This is a genomic window from Acinetobacter sp. YH12132 (assembly GCF_013418645.1).
GTDB lineage: Bacteria > Pseudomonadota > Gammaproteobacteria > Pseudomonadales > Moraxellaceae > Acinetobacter > Acinetobacter indicus.
This window is the reverse complement of sequence record NZ_VPBR01000003.1, coordinates 160,640-179,283: the sequence shown is the minus strand read 5'-3', so window position 1 is coordinate 179,283 and position 18,644 is coordinate 160,640. Positions and strand designations below refer to the sequence as shown.

Annotated in this window: 24 protein-coding genes; 18 read left to right on the top strand and 6 right to left on the bottom strand. The window is 47.4% G+C overall.

The window, feature by feature from the left end; genetic code table 11:
- Window positions 1-12: 12 nt before the first annotated feature.
- From rplF to FTU67_RS04715, 13 genes are all read left to right on the top strand, one after another.
- Window positions 13-546 (top strand): 50S ribosomal protein L6, encoded by a 534-nt coding sequence (gene rplF / locus FTU67_RS04775; RefSeq protein WP_005180261.1) that lies wholly within the window; start codon window positions 13-15, stop codon window positions 544-546.
- Between the two features lie 14 nt (window positions 547-560).
- Window positions 561-911: a 50S ribosomal protein L18 gene (gene rplR / locus FTU67_RS04770; RefSeq protein ID WP_005180260.1), complete on the top strand. Its 351-nt coding sequence runs from the start codon at window positions 561-563 to the stop codon at window positions 909-911.
- A gap of 2 nt (window positions 912-913) precedes the next feature.
- Window positions 914-1,411 carry a 30S ribosomal protein S5 gene (gene rpsE / locus FTU67_RS04765; RefSeq protein WP_005180258.1) on the top strand — a complete coding sequence of 166 codons (498 nt, stop codon included), beginning with the start codon at window positions 914-916 and terminating at the stop codon, window positions 1,409-1,411.
- A gap of 6 nt (window positions 1,412-1,417) precedes the next feature.
- The gene (rpmD, locus tag FTU67_RS04760) at window positions 1,418-1,594 is read left to right on the top strand and encodes a 50S ribosomal protein L30 (RefSeq protein ID WP_005180256.1); all 177 of its coding nucleotides are present in this window, start codon (window positions 1,418-1,420) and stop codon (window positions 1,592-1,594) included.
- Between the two features lie 3 nt (window positions 1,595-1,597).
- Entirely contained in the window at window positions 1,598-2,038 is a 441-nt protein-coding gene (gene rplO / locus FTU67_RS04755; RefSeq protein ID WP_005180254.1) for a 50S ribosomal protein L15, read from the top strand.
- 45 nt (window positions 2,039-2,083) lie between these two features.
- Window positions 2,084-3,403 carry a preprotein translocase subunit SecY gene (secY, locus tag FTU67_RS04750; protein WP_171065119.1) on the top strand — a complete coding sequence of 440 codons (1,320 nt, stop codon included), beginning with the start codon at window positions 2,084-2,086 and terminating at the stop codon, window positions 3,401-3,403.
- A 20-nt stretch (window positions 3,404-3,423) separates the two neighbouring features.
- The gene (gene rpmJ, locus FTU67_RS04745) at window positions 3,424-3,540 is read left to right on the top strand and encodes a 50S ribosomal protein L36 (protein ID WP_000867907.1); all 117 of its coding nucleotides are present in this window, start codon (window positions 3,424-3,426) and stop codon (window positions 3,538-3,540) included.
- 107 nt (window positions 3,541-3,647) lie between these two features.
- The gene (rpsM, locus tag FTU67_RS04740) at window positions 3,648-4,004 is read left to right on the top strand and encodes a 30S ribosomal protein S13 (protein ID WP_005012957.1); all 357 of its coding nucleotides are present in this window, start codon (window positions 3,648-3,650) and stop codon (window positions 4,002-4,004) included.
- Window positions 4,005-4,023: 19 nt separating this feature from the next.
- Window positions 4,024-4,410: a 30S ribosomal protein S11 gene (gene rpsK, locus FTU67_RS04735; protein WP_001040166.1), complete on the top strand. Its 387-nt coding sequence runs from the start codon at window positions 4,024-4,026 to the stop codon at window positions 4,408-4,410.
- Window positions 4,411-4,422: 12 nt separating this feature from the next.
- Entirely contained in the window at window positions 4,423-5,049 is a 627-nt protein-coding gene (gene rpsD, locus FTU67_RS04730; protein ID WP_005180248.1) for a 30S ribosomal protein S4, read from the top strand.
- Window positions 5,050-5,066: 17 nt separating this feature from the next.
- Complete coding sequence (locus FTU67_RS04725; RefSeq protein WP_005180245.1) at window positions 5,067-6,074, top strand: DNA-directed RNA polymerase subunit alpha; 1,008 nt, start codon at window positions 5,067-5,069, stop codon at window positions 6,072-6,074.
- Window positions 6,075-6,093: 19 nt separating this feature from the next.
- Window positions 6,094-6,459, top strand: coding sequence for a 50S ribosomal protein L17 (gene rplQ, locus FTU67_RS04720; protein WP_004754212.1), 366 nt, complete (start codon window positions 6,094-6,096; stop codon window positions 6,457-6,459).
- Window positions 6,460-6,656: 197 nt separating this feature from the next.
- Window positions 6,657-8,147, top strand: coding sequence for an NAD(P)/FAD-dependent oxidoreductase (locus FTU67_RS04715; RefSeq protein WP_180061470.1), 1,491 nt, complete (start codon window positions 6,657-6,659; stop codon window positions 8,145-8,147).
- Window positions 8,148-8,234: 87 nt separating this feature from the next.
- Here FTU67_RS04715 and FTU67_RS04710 read toward each other — a convergent pair whose 3' ends face one another.
- Window positions 8,235-9,407: an acyl-CoA dehydrogenase family protein gene (locus FTU67_RS04710; RefSeq protein WP_127801045.1), complete on the bottom strand. Its 1,173-nt coding sequence runs from the start codon at window positions 9,405-9,407 to the stop codon at window positions 8,235-8,237.
- 183 nt (window positions 9,408-9,590) lie between these two features.
- Between FTU67_RS04710 and FTU67_RS04705 the strand changes: the two genes are divergently transcribed.
- Complete coding sequence (locus tag FTU67_RS04705; RefSeq protein ID WP_005180238.1) at window positions 9,591-9,848, top strand: succinate dehydrogenase assembly factor 2; 258 nt, start codon at window positions 9,591-9,593, stop codon at window positions 9,846-9,848.
- Window positions 9,835-10,227, top strand: a complete 393-nt coding sequence (locus FTU67_RS04700) for a hypothetical protein (RefSeq protein ID WP_005180237.1) — start codon at window positions 9,835-9,837, stop codon at window positions 10,225-10,227. Before FTU67_RS04705 ends, FTU67_RS04700 begins: the two co-directional genes overlap by 14 nt.
- A gap of 147 nt (window positions 10,228-10,374) precedes the next feature.
- Here FTU67_RS04700 and FTU67_RS04695 read toward each other — a convergent pair whose 3' ends face one another.
- Complete coding sequence (locus tag FTU67_RS04695) at window positions 10,375-10,554, bottom strand: hypothetical protein (protein ID WP_127801044.1); 180 nt, start codon at window positions 10,552-10,554, stop codon at window positions 10,375-10,377.
- Between the two features lie 189 nt (window positions 10,555-10,743).
- Here FTU67_RS04695 and FTU67_RS04690 point away from each other — a divergent pair, with 189 nt between their 5' ends.
- The 3 genes from FTU67_RS04690 to FTU67_RS04680 all read left to right on the top strand — a co-directional run bounded on the left by FTU67_RS04690 (window position 10,744) and on the right by FTU67_RS04680 (window position 14,902).
- Window positions 10,744-11,817 carry a hypothetical protein gene (locus tag FTU67_RS04690; protein ID WP_163145409.1) on the top strand — a complete coding sequence of 358 codons (1,074 nt, stop codon included), beginning with the start codon at window positions 10,744-10,746 and terminating at the stop codon, window positions 11,815-11,817.
- Between the two features lie 55 nt (window positions 11,818-11,872).
- Window positions 11,873-12,445 carry a rhombosortase gene (rrtA, locus tag FTU67_RS04685; RefSeq protein WP_005180235.1) on the top strand — a complete coding sequence of 191 codons (573 nt, stop codon included), beginning with the start codon at window positions 11,873-11,875 and terminating at the stop codon, window positions 12,443-12,445.
- A gap of 180 nt (window positions 12,446-12,625) precedes the next feature.
- The gene (locus FTU67_RS04680; protein WP_168417097.1) at window positions 12,626-14,902 is read left to right on the top strand and encodes a TRAP transporter large permease subunit; all 2,277 of its coding nucleotides are present in this window, start codon (window positions 12,626-12,628) and stop codon (window positions 14,900-14,902) included.
- A 61-nt stretch (window positions 14,903-14,963) separates the two neighbouring features.
- On the opposite strand, the gene FTU67_RS04675 is transcribed toward FTU67_RS04680, so the two are convergent.
- From FTU67_RS04675 to FTU67_RS04660, 4 genes are read right to left on the bottom strand one after another with little or no spacing between them, the layout of a single operon-like run.
- Window positions 14,964-15,851 (bottom strand): DMT family transporter, encoded by an 888-nt coding sequence (locus FTU67_RS04675; RefSeq protein ID WP_016658540.1) that lies wholly within the window; start codon window positions 15,849-15,851, stop codon window positions 14,964-14,966.
- 60 nt (window positions 15,852-15,911) lie between these two features.
- Entirely contained in the window at window positions 15,912-16,328 is a 417-nt protein-coding gene (locus FTU67_RS04670; RefSeq protein ID WP_075167410.1) for a hypothetical protein, read from the bottom strand.
- A 22-nt stretch (window positions 16,329-16,350) separates the two neighbouring features.
- Window positions 16,351-16,560, bottom strand: a complete 210-nt coding sequence (locus FTU67_RS04665) for a YheV family putative zinc ribbon protein (protein ID WP_171065117.1) — start codon at window positions 16,558-16,560, stop codon at window positions 16,351-16,353.
- A gap of 40 nt (window positions 16,561-16,600) precedes the next feature.
- On the bottom strand, window positions 16,601-18,640 hold the full coding sequence (locus FTU67_RS04660; RefSeq protein ID WP_104511469.1) for a M3 family metallopeptidase: 2,040 nt from the start codon (window positions 18,638-18,640) through the stop codon (window positions 16,601-16,603).
- Window positions 18,641-18,644 lie beyond the last annotated feature (4 nt).

Below are 18,644 nucleotides of genomic sequence, written 5' to 3'. Positions count from 1 at the left end.
AGGTGATTCCTCATGTCTCGTGTGGCTAAAGCCCCAGTAACTGTACCTAACGGTGTAACAGTTACTCAGAACGGCCGGCAGGTCGAAGTGAAAGGCAGCAAAGGTACATTGTCTTTCAACCTGCATGCGCTGGTCGAGCTAAAACAGGAAGATGGTACTCTTCAAGTTGCTCCAGTAAAAGAGTCGAAAGACGCTTGGATGCAAGCTGGTACTGCTCGCGCTGTATTAAACAACCTTGTAAAAGGTGTGAACGAAGGTTTCGAACGTAAGTTACAACTGATCGGTGTTGGTTATAAAGCTGCGGTTAAAGGTACTGTTGTTAACCTTAACCTTGGTTTCTCTCATCCAATCGATTACAGCCTTCCTGAAGGTGTAACTGCAGAAACTCCTACTGCAACTGAAATCATCCTGAAATCTGCTAACAAGCAATTATTAGGTCAGGTAGCAGCTGAGATCCGTGGTTACCGTCCACCAGAGCCATATAAAGGTAAAGGTGTTCGTTATTCTGACGAAGTTGTACTTCGTAAAGAAGCTAAGAAGAAATAAGGCGCGAGGTTCTTATGAACGAAAAGAAACAATCCCGTTTGCGTCGTGCGAAAAGCACACGCTTGCACATCCGTGCATTGGGTGCGACTCGTTTGTGTGTAAACCGCACTCCGCGTCACATCTATGCTCAAGTTATCTCAGCAGATGGTGGCAAAGTTTTAGCGCAAGCTTCTACTTTAGATGCTACTTTACGTGCTGGTACAACTGGTAACGTTGAAGCTGCCAAGAAAGTTGGTGCTTTAATCGCAGAACGTGCGAAAGCAGCTGGTGTAACTAAAGTTGCATTTGACCGTTCTGGTTTTAAATATCATGGTCGTATCAAAGCCTTGGCTGATGCTGCTCGTGAAAACGGCTTGGAGTTCTAATCATGGCTAAAGTTGAACAAAACGAAGGTCTTGTTGAAAAGCTGGTAGCCGTTGATCGTGTTGCCAAAGTTGTTAAGGGTGGTCGTATCTTCTCTTTCACAGCATTAACTGTTGTGGGTGACGGTAATGGTCGCGTAGGTTTTGGTCGTGGTAAAGCGCGTGAAGTTCCAGCTGCTATTTCTAAAGCACTTGAAGCTGCTCGTCGCAACATGATTACTGTTGACCTTGTTGACGGTACTGTTCAGCATCCTATTCATGCTCGTCACGGTGCAAGCCGCGTTTACATGCAACCTGCTTCTGAAGGTACTGGTGTAATTGCTGGTGGCGCTATGCGTGCAGTTCTAGAGGCTGTTGGCGTGCGTAACGTATTAACAAAATGTTATGGCTCTACAAATGCTGCGAACGTAGTAAACGCGACTTTCAACGGTCTGCGTGATATGACTTCTCCTGAGAAAGTCGCTGCGAAACGTGGTCTGACTGTAGAACAAATTCAAGGGTAATCAATCATGAAAACGATTAAAGTTACCCAGACTAAATCTGCATCGCACCGCTTGAAAAATCACAAGCTTTGCCTGAAAGGTTTAGGTCTGCGTCGTATTGGTCATACTGTAGAAGTGCAAGATACGCCTTCTAACCGTGGTATGATCAACCAAGTCTACTATATGGTTAGTGTAGAGGAATAAGCCATGACTCTGCGTTTAAATGAACTTGCACCTGCAGAAGGTGCTAAACGTGAAAACCGTCGTCTGGGCCGTGGTATCGGTTCTGGCGTAGGTAAGACTGGTGGCCGTGGTGTCAAAGGTCAAAAATCACGTAAGAGCGGTGGCGTACGTCCAGGTTTCGAAGGTGGTCAAACTGCGTTATATCGTCGTTTACCTAAATTCGGTTTCACTAGCCAAATCGCTTTAAAAACTGCTGAAGTACGTTTATCTGAGCTTGCTAAAGTTGAAGGCGACATCGTTAGCCTAGAAACTTTAAAAGCGGCGAACGTTGTGCGTAAAGACATGATCCGTGCGCGTATCGTACTTTCTGGTGAAATTACTCGTGCTTTCACTGTTCAAGGTGTTGCATTGACTAAAGGCGCTAAAGCTGCTGTTGAAGCTGCTGGCGGTAAAGTCGAGGAGTAATCTCCAGTGTCTATGTCTCCTAGTTCTTCAGGTCATGTACATATGATGAAAGGCCAACCATTTCACGTGAAATATCGTGAAATTATTCGCCGAATGATGTTTCTCATTGGTGCGTTATTGGTATTTCGACTAGGAGCGCATATTCCAGTACCAGGCATTAATAATGCCGCACTTGAAAATCTTTTTAATGCAAACTCAGGTACTATCCTGGGTTTGTTTAACATGTTTTCGGGTGGTGCATTAGAGCGAATGTCGATTCTTGCTCTCGGGATCATGCCCTACATCTCTGCGTCTATTATCGTGCAGCTGATGTCAACCGTGGTTCCTTCGCTGGAAGCTTTAAAGAAAGAAGGCGAGCAGGGCAAGCGTAAAATTAATCAATATACGCGCCAAGGTACCTTGTTCCTTGCCTTAGTACAGGCAATCGGGATGTGTGCAGGTCTGATCAGTCAAGGGATTACCTTAACGTCAGGTCTTGCGTTTTACGTTCCGGCAGTCACCTCGCTGGTGGCGGGTACAATGTTCCTGATGTGGTTGGGTGAACAGATTACCGAACGTGGGGTGGGCAATGGTATTTCCATGATCATCTTCGCCGGTATCGTTGCCGGATTGCCAAATCTGATTTTGCAATCGCTATCTTCAGTCGATAATGGTCAAACCAGCCTGATTGGTCTGGTGATTTTTGGTCTGTTGTCACTGGCGGTACTGGCAGCCATTGTGTTTATCGAGAAAGCGCAACGTCGTATTCCGGTAAACTATGCTCAAAAACAGCAAGGTCGTCGTGTATTTACTGCACAGCAAACCCATTTGCCATTAAAAATTAATATGGCAGGTGTGATTCCGGCAATTTTTGCCAGCTCTCTGCTGTTGTTCCCGGCCAGTCTGGGTCAATGGGTAGGAAGTGCGGATCCTGATGCAGGGATTATCAAGCGTAGCTTGCAAGATCTGGCACTCGTATTGTCGCCTGGACAGCCATTGTATTTGGTGCTCTTTGGTGCGTTAATTATCTTTTTCTGTTATTTCTATACCGCGCTAGTTTTTAGTCCGAAAGAAGTGTCAGAGAACTTGAAACGCAGCGGAGCTTATGTGCCTGGTATTCGCCCAGGTGAGCAAACTGCTCGTTACTTAGATCATATTCTCAATCGTTTGACCTTTATTGGTTCGATTTATATCACAGTGGTCTGCTTGATGCCGATGGTATTGCAGAGCTCGTTTGGTATTCCATTCTATTTGGGTGGTACCTCATTATTGATCGTTGTGGTAGTCGTGATGGACTTTATGGCTCAGCTTCAAGCACATCTCACCTCGCACCAGTACGATAATCAAACGTTAATGAGAAAAACGACTGCTCATCCTAAGGGATAAGCGCACTTAGAGGTTTCATCATGAAAGTACAAGCTTCTGTAAAGAAAATTTGTGGTAGCTGTAAAGTTATCCGTCGTAATGGGGTTATCCGCGTAATTTGCAGCGCAGAACCTCGTCATAAGCAGCGTCAAGGTTAATCTGATCAAGACCTGTTGATTTCAGTAGGCTAATTAGGTTATTATCCGCCCCTCAAGATTTTTGTGGGGCGGTTGATTATCTTAACTGCCTTTTTGGAGAAAATTGAATGGCTCGTATTGCCGGTGTAAACATTCCGGATAACAAGCATGCTGTTATCTCTCTAACGTACATCTTTGGTATTGGTCGCCACACTGCTAAGAACATCTTAGCTGCTGCTGGTATCGCTACTACCACTAAGATCCGTGAATTAGATGACGCTCAGCTTGATGCGATTCGTGCAGAAGTTGCTAAGGTTCCGACCGAAGGTGACTTACGTCGCGAAATTTCCATGAACATTAAACGTTTAATGGATTTAGGCTGCTACCGCGGTCTTCGTCATCGTCGCAGCTTGCCTGTCCGTGGTCAACGCACCAAAACTAACGCACGTACCCGTAAAGGTCCGCGCAAACCAATTAAGAAATAAGATTTCTGGAAGCTAAAAGATGGCTAAAGATACTCGCACACGCAAGAAGGTCACCCGTACCGTCTCTGAAGGTGTTGCACACATTCACGCTTCTTTTAATAACACCATTGTGACTATTACCGATCGTCAAGGTAATGCACTGGCTTGGGCCACTTCAGGTGGACAAGGCTTCCGTGGATCACGTAAATCAACTCCGTTTGCTGCTCAGGTAGCTGCTGAAGTTGCTGGTAAAGCTGCTTTAGATTACGGTTTGAAAAACTTGGACGTCCTTGTAAAAGGTCCTGGTCCAGGTCGTGAGTCTGCGGTTCGTGCATTAGGTGCAGTGGGTTATAAAATTAACAGCATTACCGATGTGACTCCAATTCCTCACAACGGTTGCCGTCCACCTAAAAAACGTCGCGTGTAAGGAGAAACATTCATGGCTCGTTATATTGGTCCAAAATGCAAACTCTCTCGCCGCGAAGGGACAGACCTGCAACTAAAATCTGGCGTTAAACCTTTTGACGTCAAAACTAAAAAACACGCTAAAGCTCCTGGCCAACATGGCGGGGCTCGTGGTGGTAAGCAATCTGAGTATTCACTACAATTACGTGAAAAACAAAAAGTACGTCGTATGTACGGTGTTTTAGAGCGTCAATTTAGTAATTACTATAAAGAAGCAGCTCGTGTTAAAGGCGCAACAGGTGAAAACTTGTTGAAATTGCTTGAAAGCCGTCTTGATAACGTCGTTTATCGCATGGGTTTTGGTTCTACACGTGCAGAAGCTCGTCAGCTTGTATCTCACCGTAGCATTACTTTGAATGGCCGTCGTGTTAACATCGCGTCTATCCAAGTTAAAGCTGGTGACGTGATCGCAGTTCACGAAGGTGCTAAACAACAATTACGTATCAAAAACGCAATTGAATTAGCTGCTCAACGTGGTATCCCTTCTTGGATGGAAGTTGATCACGCTAAATTAGAAGGTACGTTCAAAGCTGCACCAGATCGTTCTGATTTACCTGCTGAAATCAACGAAAGCTTGATTGTAGAATTGTATTCTAAATAATCCTTGAGGTAGCAATAATGACGCGTACTGCAAATGAGTTTCTAACTCCGCAAGCGATCAAGGTCGAAGCGGTTAGCGGGACCTCGGCAAAAGTTATTCTGGAACCATTAGAGCGTGGCTTTGGTCATACTCTTGGTAATGCTTTACGTCGCATCCTTCTTTCTTCTTTACCTGGCGCAGCTGTGGTTGAAGTTGAAATTGAGGGTGTTGAGCACGAGTACAGTACCTTAGAAGGCTTGCAGCAGGACATCGTCGAGCTCTTGCTGAACCTGAAAGGATTGTCTATTAAGCTATTCGATCAAAATGAAGCTTATTTGACATTGGAAAAACAAGGTCCAGGTGACGTTACTGCAGCTGACCTTCGTTTACCGCATAATGTTGAAGTGGTTAACCCTGAACACTTGATCGGCACTCTAAGTGCATCAGGCGCGTTAAAAATGCGTTTGAAAGTGGCTCAAGGCCGTGGTTATGAAACATCTGACTCACGTTTCCCTGAAGGCGAAACTCGCCCAGTGGGTCGTTTACAGTTAGATGCTTCTTATAGCCCGATCAAACGTGTGTCTTACATCGTAGAAAATGCGCGTGTAGAACAACGTACTGACCTTGACAAGCTGATCATTGATCTTGAAACCAACGGTACTGTTGATCCTGAAGAAGCAATCCGCAAAGCGGCAACAATCTTGCAACAACAAATTGCAATCTTTGTTGACCTTCAGAAAGATCAGGCACCTGTGGCTCAAGAACCTCGTGAAGAAGTTGACCCAATTTTGCTTCGTCCAGTAGATGATCTAGAGCTTACTGTTCGTTCTGCTAACTGTTTGAAAGCAGAAAATATTTACTACATTGGTGATCTTGTACAGCGTACCGAGGTTGAGTTACTTAAAACACCTAACCTGGGTAAAAAATCGCTTACTGAGATCAAAGATGTTCTGGCATCGAAAGGCTTGCAGCTCGGCATGCGTTTAGAGAACTGGCCACCAGCTAGTCTCCGCATGGACGACCGCTTCGCTTATCGTAGCCGTTAATTAAGTAGGACTATTCACCATGCGTCATCGTAATAGTGGTGTGAAATTAGGCCGTACCAGCAGCCACCGTAAGGCGTTGTTCCAAAACTTAACCAATGCTTTAGTTGAGCACGAGTTAATTAAAACAACTTTGCCTAAAGCGAAAGAACTTCGCCGCGTTGCTGAGCCTTTAATCACTTTAGCTAAAAACGATACAGTTGCAAACCGTCGTTTGGCGTTTGCTCGTACTCGTAATGCAGCAACTGTTGGTAAATTATTTACCGTTCTTGGCCCTCGTTACAAAGAACGTAACGGCGGTTATCTACGTGTTCTTAAAGCGGGCTTCCGTGCAGGTGATGCTGCACCGATGGCTTACGTTGAACTTGTAGATCGCGAAGTTAAATAATTTCGCAAGAGCAGTTCAGTTGTTCTAAAAAAGGTCGGTTTTTTAAACCGGCCTTTTTTTATGGCCAGTTGTCAGACAATTTTTCTGTTGTGTCCCGAATTGATATAAATTTTATCGCTTTTTATTAAACTTGACATTGAGTATTGTCAAATTTGTGCTTTAATAAAAACAGAACGTTGAACAGGTATAAAAACAAAATGGACAAGCATGTTGATATTCTGATTGTGGGTGCGGGCATCTCTGGTATTGGTCTGGCCGCGCATCTTTCCAAACACTGCCCGCAGCGCACCTTTGAAATTATCGAGCGTCGTGAGAGCTTTGGGGGCACTTGGGATTTATTTAAATATCCGGGTATTCGTTCCGATTCGGATATGTCGACCTTTGGCTTTAATTTTAAGCCCTGGACGCAAGACAGCATTCTGGCTGATGGCGCTTCAATTAAGAACTATCTGTCAGAAGTGATTGCAGAGTATCAACTGAAATCCAAAATTCATTTCCAGCATCGGGTGCTGTCTGCCAATTATGATAGCCAGACCCAGAAATGGTCTGTCGTGATTGAAAATGCACAGGGCAAAAAACAGACCTGGATCGCCAATTTTGTTCTGGGGTGTACCGGTTATTACAATTATGATCAGGGCTTCCAGCCGGATTTCCCGAATCAGTCGGCATTTAAAGGTACTTTTATTCATCCACAGCATTGGCCGGAAAACTTCGATTATTCTGGTAAAAAAGTGGTGATTATTGGCAGTGGTGCTACCGCTATTACCTTGGTGCCTGCAATGGTCAAAGGCGGTGCAGCGCATGTCACCATGCTGCAGCGCTCACCGACCTATATTGCTTCCATTCCATCGGTAGATTTTATCTATAACAACATGCGCAAGGTGTTGCCGGAGGAGCTGGCTTATAAGCTGACGCGGGCACGAAATATTGGTATGCAACGCGGTGTGTATGCGCTGGCACAGAAACAGCCGAAGCTGCTGCGTAAATTTTTATTAAAGTCAATTGAGATGCAGCTGAAAGGCAAAGTGGATATGAAACACTTTAGCCCGAGCTATAATCCATGGGATCAGCGTCTGTGTGTGGTGCCAGATGGAGATTTGTTTCAAGTGCTGCGTGAAGGGCAGGCCAGTGTTGAAACCGACCAGATTGAAGCCTTTACCGAACAGGGCATCCAGTTAAAATCTGGCAAACATCTCGACGCAGATGTGATTGTGTCGGCTACCGGTCTGCAAATTCAGATTTTAGGCGGGGTTAAAGCCACCATTGATCATCAGCCTTTGGATACCTCGAAACATATGCTGTATCAGGGTGTGATGGTCAGCGATGTGCCGAATATGGCCATGATTATTGGCTATATCAATGCCTCCTGGACTTTAAAAGTTGATATTGCTGCGGATTATATCTGCCGTCTGATTAATCATATGGATCAGCAAGGCTATACCGAAGTGATTGCGGAAGGTGATCCTTCAGAGTTGATGGAAGACACTGTGATGGGTAGTTTAACTTCGGGTTATATTGCCCGTGCCGCGAATGTGATGCCAAAGCAGGGTAAACATGCGCCTTGGCGGGTGAGCAATAATTACCTGAAAGACCGTAAGGATTTAAAACAGGCTTCATTTGCTGATCCGGTGCTGAAGTTCCGTAAAGCAGTCAGTGAGTCTGCACGTAAACCTAAACTGGTGTCTTAAGCACACATCATCATGATCGTGCAATGAACAAAGGAAGCTCAATTGAGCTTCCTTGTTGTTTATATCGGGTTCTACGCTTGTAATGCGTTATAGGGAGCGGGAAATCAGCTCTTTCATAATTTCATTGGTACCGGCATAAATCCGGTTGGCGCGATTGTCTAAATACGCACGGGCAATCGGATATTCCAGCATATAGCCATAGCCGCCATGCAATTGCAGACATTCATCCACCACTTTGGAAAACAGCTCCGAGATTTTGTATTTGGCCGCCGCTGCTGCATCAACACTTAGCTGATCTTCGAGCTGCAGTTCCATACACCGGTCCAGATAGGCGCGGCAGAAATCAATTTCAGTGCGCATTTCCGCCAGTTTAAAGCGGGTATTCTGAAAGGCGCCAATCGGTTTGCCAAAGGCTTTACGTTCTTTGGTGTATTGCAGGGTATGCGCAAAGGCTGCTTCGGCACCAGCTTGGCAGATAATCGCCACAATCATGCGTTCCCAGGCCAGCTCTTTCATCAGCATGATAAAGCCCATGCCTTCCATGCCGAGCAGGTTTTCTTTGGGTACCCGGACATTGTCAAAAAACAGCTCGCAGGTGTCCTGACCTTTCATGCCAATTTTATTCAGCGGTTTACCTTTGCTAAAACCGGCACGATCTGCCTCGACCATAATCAGCGACAGGTTGGCAGAACCTTTGTCGCTATTGCCAGTTTTACACACCACAATCGCCATATCGCATAAATAGCCATTGGTAATAAAGATTTTTGAGCCGTTAATGACGTATTCATCGCCCTCTAAAACTGCTGTGGTGCGTACCGCCTGTAAATCTGAGCCTGTGCCCGGTTCGGTCATGGCAATGGCGGTGACCACTTCACCTGTCGCCATTTTCGGCAACCAGTACTGTTTTTGCTGTTCGTTGCCAAAGTTATGAATATAGTTGGCGACAATATCGGAATGCAGCGAGAAGCCGGTGGCCGAGTCGCCAGCATAGGCCTGTTCTTCAATCAGAATCATACTGTAGAGGCGATCTACCCCGGAGCCACCATACTGCTCTGGCATGGTGGTACACAGCAGCCCCAGTTCACCGGCCTTGTTCCATAAATCGCGGTCTACATGCTGTTGCTGTTCATATTTTTCCGTATTCGGCAAAACTTCCTTTTCATAAAACTTGCGCACCGTATCGCGGAATGCCTCATGCTCACTCTGAAATAATTTTCGTGGCAACATGTTGTTGAGTGGGCGAATTGCAGCAGATTGCATGGTTAGAGTTCCTTCACTTATTTTTATGCCTTGAAACTAAAGCAAACTGAGCCGGCAGTACAATGTGCAGAAACATCATTTCTGGCTTTTTGCTGGCGGTTTTGGTCAGTCCGATAAATTCATCGAAACTTTTTCTGGGCTGGGTTAAACTAATTGCGATATCAATATGATGTGGACAAAACCATGAGTGAAGACATTAGCTTAGAAGAGCGTAAAGTGATTTATCGTGCCCGTCGCGGTTTAAAGGAAATTGATGTCTACTTTGATCCTTATGTGAAAAACTATTATTTAACCGCTGATCCGGAAGAAAAAGCCACGTTTGCGGCGCTGGTTGAACAGGAAGATCCGGATTTACTGGACTGGTTTATGGAAGTGTCTGAACCGCCACGCCCGGAAATGCGCGAGCTGATCCGTAAATTAAAACACTATGTCCACGGCTAAGCGCGACTTTCAGCTGAAACCGAGCCGTCTGGCGCTGCTGTTTCAGCTGAGCCTGCTGATTCTATTTTCTGTTTTAAGTTTTCAATTATTACATCCGCTGCTTTGGCTGCTAGGTCTGCTCCTGGCGGCTGTCAGTTATTACGGGTTTCAGCGACGCTCCCAATTAACCGCCTTGGCGCATTTAGATGGGGCAGAGTGGAGTCTGCAGTTTAATTCTGGCTCCAAGATTCAACGCGGTCTGCTCGAGCATATTCTGGATCATCAGCTGTATCTGGTGCTGTATTTTCATCATGCACCGGTCAAATCTGCAGTCATCTGGCGTGACCAAGTTTCGTTTGCAGAGTGGAAAGCCTTAAAAACATTGGCAAAAACCATCTAATTGTCAGACAGTTGTATATTTTAATATAAAAATAAGATATTGATTTTAAATAAATTTATAAAGTCTACCATTTTATTTGTCCTACACAGTCACGGTAAATTGGCAAAAAATACCGATTGTTGGACAAAAGCCTCTTGTGTTTGAAAATTATCCAGATATATTAAAGACACCAACAGCAAACAGGGAAATCGCCAGGGTGATCGCCACGTGAATGTTTCTGGTCATCGCAATTGTGTTCAATTGTGGCTGGATGATGAGGAAGCTTGCTGAAGGAACGAATTGCACCAATAAAATGCCCGTAATTGGGTTCCAGTTAATAAGTAGCATGTGCTGAACCGTCGCAATGCTACTTTTTTTTGCCTAAAATTTGGCTTTCCTGCAAATTCAGTCAATTTTCTTGCCCGCTTTTCATGTCAAAGTACAGCTCTCAGATTAGAGTAAATGCTCTTTTATTCAGATAATGCATCTGATATGTTTGTTGCCATGGACATAAACACAATTATAGAGGACAGGAAAATGTCGCAAGTCCAAAAAATCTGCCAGGGTGTGGCGGTTATTGCATTCACAACAACACTTCTTTCCGGCTGTTCACAAGTGGTGAAAACCGGTGCCAATGTGGCTTTAGGTTTTACAGAAAAACATATTGTTCCTCCCATTCTGGCTATGGATGATGCCGAAATGGTCTGTAGCAGTGGTAATTCCCTGACCCCTGCAATTATGGCCACCAAAGATATGGGGGCAGACCCGACCCGGGTTGCGGTGCTAATGTATTCAGCCGCCGGTATCTGTGCGGAAAACCGTGCCCTAGATGCCGAGCTGCGTTATTTGCGTGCGTCAAAAGCCGGACAGGTCAGTGAAGCGCAAGATGCCCGGATTGAACAGAAACGCTGGGCGGCCATTGCGGCACAGCGCCAATATACCGGTTATCAGTTATTTCAGAATCGCTGGGAAAAGAAATACAGAAAACCACTGGGTGAAGGCTGCCCGAAAATGAATAGCGATATTGATCAGACCGTATATTTGCTTGGCATGATCAGCGGTTTGCAGGCCATGACCAATGACATTAACTCGGGCGGTGCGGTGCATGTGCCCAAAGATATTGCTGCCGTGGTCGAGCGTGGCATGACCTGTCTGAACAACGAAAAGTTCTGGGGTGCACCACAAGCCACCCGTGCCGTGATCTGGACCTTGTTGCCAGGTGCGGGAGAGGGCAAACCGGAGCCGTATCAGACCCTGAAACAGTCGATGCAAATTGGCGAGCAGAAAGGCGTGCGCCTGTCGCATGCCCTGTATGCAGTGGCCGCGCAGGCCAGCGGCGATGATGCCAAGATTCGTGATGCGCTAAAATCATTTGCGGCTGCACGCACCGAAGAAAAACCAATTAACCCGCAATTCAAGCTAATTGACAGCATGGCTGCCACCATGGTGCAGGGGATTTCAGACCGTTACTGGACTGAAAATACCGGGGTACGTACTGCCGATGATGGCATGAGCCGTTTCTGGGATGAGCAGGACAATGCGTCTGAACTGGATGATTTATTTGGTGAAGATACAAGCGCTGATCCAGATACGGAACTCAACAATCTGTAAATAGTCGCTACGAGGAGGACGCTTTATACTTAAAAGATTCAACAGGGACAACGACATGACACTTCATTTTTTCAGTAAGAAAATTATTTTTATTGCCGTGTTTATGTCGCTGGCGGCCTGTTTGCAGGTGTTTGCGGATCATTTTATTTATTGGCGTCCTGCTCTGTTACAAGAATTCTGGCGCTTGTGGACAGCGCATTGGGTGCATGTGGGTTGGGTGCATTATCTGCTGAATATTCTGGCCTTTGCCTGTTTGCCTTTTATTTTTCCGCGGGTCAAAACCTGGCATTTTGTCAGCCTGTTATTGCTGTTACCTCCGGCTATCAGTTTCAGTTTCTATTTCCTGTTTCCACATATTGAAGCCTATGCCGGCCTGTCTGGGGTGCTGCATGGAGCGTATATGGCAGTGGCGGTGGTGCATCTGCTTGATGCTCAAGAACGCCGGTTTGCCGCGCTGGTATTGCTGCTGATTCTGGCCAAACTGCTGTGGGAAAATACCTTTGGCAGTAAGGAAACGGCCGAGCTGATTGGCAGCCCGGTACTGGTCGAGGCGCATTTGCTGGGCGTGATCTGGGGTGCGGGATTGGCGATTGTCTATCTGATCTATACCTACAGCTTGAAAAAGTGATCCGGTTGACCATTTCTACCAAAAAGAAAATGAATATTGTCATTTTAAATGAATGTACTTTGATGCACATTCGAAAAGAATGACAACAAGATTTGAATAGCAGCAGGATGGCTGCTTGCTACAGGATGCGCGAAATACGGCCCTGTTGCCGTTTCCGAAAATAAAAAAACAGGAAAAAATATGTCAAATCAAGGACAACGCAGATCCGGACTGGATCTGCTCAGATATATATGGACAGAATGGATTTCTGCCTTTGTGATTCTGGTGCTGCTGCTGCTGACGCTGATCATTGGAACCGGTGAGATGATTCACGGCCAGCTGTTGCGTATGGGCGAACGTCTATACGGTGATCCTGCCACCGGTATGCAGTATTCATTCTTGCGCGCTGAACCAAGTGCCCCTGACTGTGACCGCAACCCGGATATTGACGGCCAGGTGCAGGCACAAATGAAAGCCAATGCGGCCGATGAATTTGCTGATATTTTTGGAACCCCGTCTGAATCGGATGTGCGTGCCTCAATTATGGCCGCGCAGCAGGTCTGTGAAGAAAAATATGTGTTCTATGATCAGGCCGTGCAGCATATGCAGGCGCATCCAAGTTTACGCACCTATCGCAGTGTAGAAACCACTTTCTTTGGCATCTTTAAATTTGGTACGGAAAACCGTGCCTTGCTGCTGGTGTTGATGGTGGTGTTTGCGGCGATTAGTGCCACTTTAAAAACCCATCATATTGGTTTGCGTGGGCCTGCCACACGAATTGATTATCGGATATATACCACCTGCATGACCGTGGCCAATGCCTTTCTGGCATTCTCGGCCTATAGCCAGTATCGTTCGGTGCTGAATTCCGGGGTGCCAATGACCGGTGAAATGCAGATCATTTACTGGTTGTGGATGATCCTGTTTAGTGCGCTGACCCTCATCAGTTTATGGCAGTTTGTTCGTCCGCCTGCACCAACGCGAGAAGGCGGCAGTCTAGGTCTGGCTTTCCTGAGTGTACCGCTGTATGCCTATATGGCCATTATTACCGGTATTGCCTTTACCTTCTTCATGGATTATCCAATGGGGCAGGGGATTTACCTGGGCCAGCTGGTGGAATTCTCCAGCATCTTCCTGAATCTGGCGCTGTTTATCTGGGCCGGTATGCTGCTGAAACAGACCCGTGTGGTGGATAAATTCCTGAACATCATGCGGCCATGGAATCTGGCACCCGAAACCCTGACCTGGTTAATCCTGATTGGTGCGGCATTACCGACAGCCTATACCGGTGCCTCGGGGATTTTTGTGATCGCGGCCGGTGCCATCATTTATAAAGAAGTCTGGAATGCCGGCGGGCGCCGTCAGTTTGCCCTGGCAGCAACGGCTTTATCTGGTTCGATGGGGGTAGTCTTACGTCCATGTCTGCTGATTGTGGTTGTTGCCTCTTTAAACAAGGAAGTCACCACCGATGTGCTGTACCACTATGGCGTGTATGTATTCCTGCTGACTACAACAATTTTCCTGGTGGTATCGCTGTTCTTTGCTGAAAGTAAGTTCCGGATTGCTTCACCAGCTGTGGCTGCACCACGATCTTTACGTGCCATGGGTGCGGTGGTGCCGTATGTGATTATTTTCGTGCTGATCTGGATGTTCTACAAATATGCGCTGGACACCAACCTGAACGAATTTACCGCGCCGGTGATGATGCCTGTGATTCTGCTGTTAATTGTCCTGTTTGATAAATTGCGGCATGAACCGGCGCCAATTCCACCAGTAGGTCATTGGGATGAAAGCCTGACAGCAAAATATACCGATTCATCGCAACCGGCGCTGGCGACCGCCAGTGCAGTCAGTGGTGTGGAATACCGCGATGGCGTACATACTGCAACTGAGGATACTGGCATGTCGGCGGATCATAGCGTGGCGGTGTCCGAGCCGGAGCGTGAGGTTGGCTTCTGGAAGTCGATGCACATTTCCATTAATGAAACCGTGGGGCATATTGGCGCGCTGGTGATTCTGATGGCCTTATCGGTCAGTGTCGGCGGCTTCCTGGAACGGATTGAAATCATGGAGGCTTTCCCGACTGATATCAGTAGTACCTTTATTGTGATTAGCCTGATTGTACTGGTGATGGTACTGGTCGGCATGATTATGGACCCGTTTGGTGCGGTCATCCTGATTTCTGCCACGGTGGCACCGGTGGCCTACCAGTATGGGATTGAACCGGTGCATTTCTGGATGATTACCCTGATTGGCTTTGAAATGGGCTATATCACCCCGCCGGTCGCGCTGAACCACTTGCTGGCGAGGCAGTCGATTGGCGATGAAGAAGTGGCGGCGGCAGATGCCGAAGTGCGCCACAAATCCTTCTACTATCGTTTTGAGCGCTGGATTCTGCCGATTCTGGTGATGCTGCCAGCGATGCTGATCATTGCCTATGTACCATACTTCTTTAAACTGTTTGGCTGGTATCAGTAAGCCAGCCGTTCAACCGTGATGATGACCATACCCTGATCTTTTGCGAAAGGTCAGGGTATTTTTATGGCGCCTGTGTAGGACTGGCTTTTTTAAACAGCGGGCTGCACAGTAAAATCGCAATTAAAATCAGGCCAAAGCCGAGCAGGCTAGACAGATCTGGCAATTCCTGCCAGAACAAAAAGCCCCAGATGCCGGCAAAAATAATCGCAATATAATTTACCGGCCCAATCTGACCGGCAGGTGCCAGACTATAGGCCCGCGACATAAAAATCTGGCTGATATTGGCCAGTACCCCGGCACTGATCAGCAGGCCCAGTTCACTCCATTGATAGCTTCGCCATAGCCAGAACATCGGAATGACTGAAATCAGGGTACCAATCAGGCAGAAATAAAACACAATTCGTTCTGGTGGTTCGGTTTGCGTCAGGGCGCGCACAGTGACAAAGGCCATTGCAGCCAGAAAACTGGCGCCCAGACCAATGATCGACAGATGATTGAACAGGCCGGCATCTGGTTTGGCCACACAGAGTACGCCCATTAGACCAAACAGGGCAGCGATCAGCATGGCTGCACTGACTTTTTCTTTCAGGAATAACCAGGCAATGAGCGGAATAAAGATCGGGGAAGAATAGGTAAACACCATCGCATTGGACAGTTTAAGCTGGGCAATGGCATAGAAAAAGCCATACATCGCCAGCAGACCGACCACACTACGCCAGGTATGCATCCACAGACGCCGGGTTTTAAAAAAGCCGAGGCCTTTATTGAACAGCAGCGGCAGAAAAATAAACAGGCCAATAAAATTACGGAAGAACACAATAGTGGCATTGTCGACCGTATGCGAGGCGTAGCGGATACACACGCCCATGAGCGAAAACAGAAAAGCAGAGAGGGTGAGTAAGCCAATGGCTTTGATCAGATCATGCTGAGGCGTGGAGGCAGTCATCATCAACCCGGGCGAGGAATAAGGATGTACTCTAGCCGATTTAACGCAGACTGCCGGTCATAATTATTGCTGTTTGAGCTGGGCTTCGAGCAGCTGAATCTGTTCTTCTTTCAGGCGAATCAGTTCATCAGCATCGGCGTGCTGGGCATTGAGCAGTGCGGCCTGATCATCTAGCTGTGCCTGCAGATCTTCCAGTTTGGCCATTTCTTCTTTGGCCAGGGTCGCGTTGGTAGCAACCGGCTGTTTCAGAATATCTTCACTCACCAGTTGTTGTGGTACTTCTTCCAGCTGCACCGCTGGTTCTGCTTTGGCTTTAGCCGCAGGTGCGGCCGGCTGACTTAGCAGCTCGGCTTCAGGTGTTACCTCTGCACTCTGGTTTTGGCTCATCCATTGATAAGACAGCACCACAAGTACGATTACGATCAGGCCCCCAATAATGGCCCATAATAGTTTTGAGCTATTTCTCTGATCAAGCGTCATGAATAAATGAACCTTAATTTTTTTACTTAGGATGACGTGGTTTAAATTGAATCACACCCACTTCATCAGGCGCTGCCGGTGGCTGAGGTTCATCGACATGGGTCGGGCGATTTTCGCTATAGCCACAGTCGATACATTCAATCCATTCATCATCACCTGAGGTCAGCATGACCACCCGATCCATAGCCTGGCATTTTGGACATTTTGCGCCTGCAATGAAACGACGTTTGATGGTCATCATACTGATCCTGTGTTCAAATTAAGGCCCTAGTTTAAGCGTTTTTAATTGGCTTCGTCCAACCTTGATGACGCAATAATGCATCTATTTTTGGCTCGCGTCCGCGGAAATTGATAAACGCGTCAAGTGCTGAATCTTTTCCGCCAACTGCTAGAATAAACTGCCTGAACTGCTTTCCGGTGTCGGTGTTAAATACCCCTTCATTTTCGAAGCGATCGAAGGCATCGCTGGCCAAAACTTCGGCCCATTTATAGGAATAATAACCGGCCGCATAGCCCCCGGCGAAGATGTGACTGAAGCTATGCTGGAAGCGGTTGTAATCGGTGGTTGGCACCACCGCATATTTATACCGGATTTCATTCAGCACATCCTGAATCTGGCTGGCGGTCAAGGCCGGAGTCATGCAGTGAATATTCAGGTCAAACAGGGCAAATTCCAGCTGGCGTAAGGTCTGCATGCCGGACTGGAAGAAGCGCGCATTCAGCAGCGCCTGCAGTAAATCATCCGGCAGGGTGGCCTGTGTGTCGATATGCTGACTGAGTACATCCAGGCTTTCTTTGTCCCAAGCCCAGAATTCCATAAACTGGCTTGGCAGTTCCACCGCATCCCAGGCTACGCCGTGAGTGCCGGCCACCGCAATGTTGTCGACTTCCGTCAGCATATGATGCAGGCCATGCCCAAATTCATGGAATAAGGTCAGTACTTCATCATGGGTCAGTAAGGCCGGCTGATCCCCCACGGGCGGGGTGAAGTTACAGACCATATAGCAAATTGGCTGTTGCAGGCCCTGGCTTTGCTGCATGCGCGAACGGAAACCGCTCATCCAGGCGCCGCCGCGTTTGCCCTGACGGGCATACAGGTCAAAATAGAAACCGCCAATTACCTGACCCTGATCTTGCAGTTCAAAATAACGGGCGTCTGGATGCCAGACCGGTGCTTCACGCTCGATAATATCGACATCGTATAGACGCTTGACGATGCTAAATAAGCCGTCAACCACTTTCGGCGCCGGGAAATACGGTTTCAGTGCTTCCTGAGACAGATTGAACTGGGCCAGTTTCAGTTTTTCTGAATAGAAACTGGTATCCCAGGGTTGCAGCTGCTGAATGCCATCTGCTGCGGCAATGGCTTTCAGTTCGGCAATTTCCTGTTCAGCTGGCTGACGGGCATGTTCGGCCAGCTCAACCAGGAACTGCTCAACTGCTTCGACACTTGGTGCCATTTTGCTGGCTAATGACAGTTCGGCATAGTTGTTAAAGCCGAGCAGCTGGGCCATTTCCTGACGCAGGCTTAAAATTTCTTCCATCACCGCGGTATTGTCAAAGGCCTGATCGGCCGACTGGTCAGAAGCACGGGTGGTATAAGCCTTATATAACTCTTCACGCAGGCTGCGATCTTCAGCATAGGTCATAATGGCCAGATAGGACGGGAAATCCAGCGTCGCAACCGGCTGCTCCAGCTCACGTTGCTGGCCATACTGCTTGAGTAATTCCACACTGCTGGCAGGCAGGCCGGCTAGTTGTGCTTCTGTGAGCGGTTTAAAGTAAGCCTGTGTTGCATCTAGTACATGGTTGGAAAAGTCAGAGGACAGCTGCGACAGGCGCGCTGAAATTTCCGCATAGCGTTTTTTCGCTTCACCTTCTAAGGCCACACCTGACAATTTAAAGTCACGCAGTGCCAGTTTAATTGCGCTTTGTTGCGCTGCGGGTAAGTCATTAAACGTCACTGCATCATGAACCTGCTGATAGGTCTGATACAGCACCGTGTGCTGACCGAGCTGGGTATAGTATTCGCTCAGGCCAGGTAACAGTGCCTGATAGACTTCACGGGTTTCGGCATTGTTCATCACCGCATTCAGGTGCGAGAGTACGCCCCAGCTTTCGCTCATCTGGTTTTCCAGATGATCGACCTGCGCCAGAACCTGCAACTGTGCATCGCTACTGGCCGGAATGTCTTGGAGTTGCTGTAAAAAGGCCTGCCCTTGGGTGATGGTCTGTTCAACCTGTTGTTTTAATTGGGGCAGCGTAATCTGGTCAAACTGGGGTACTGGCAGGGTTGCCTGTTCTAATGTCATGTCG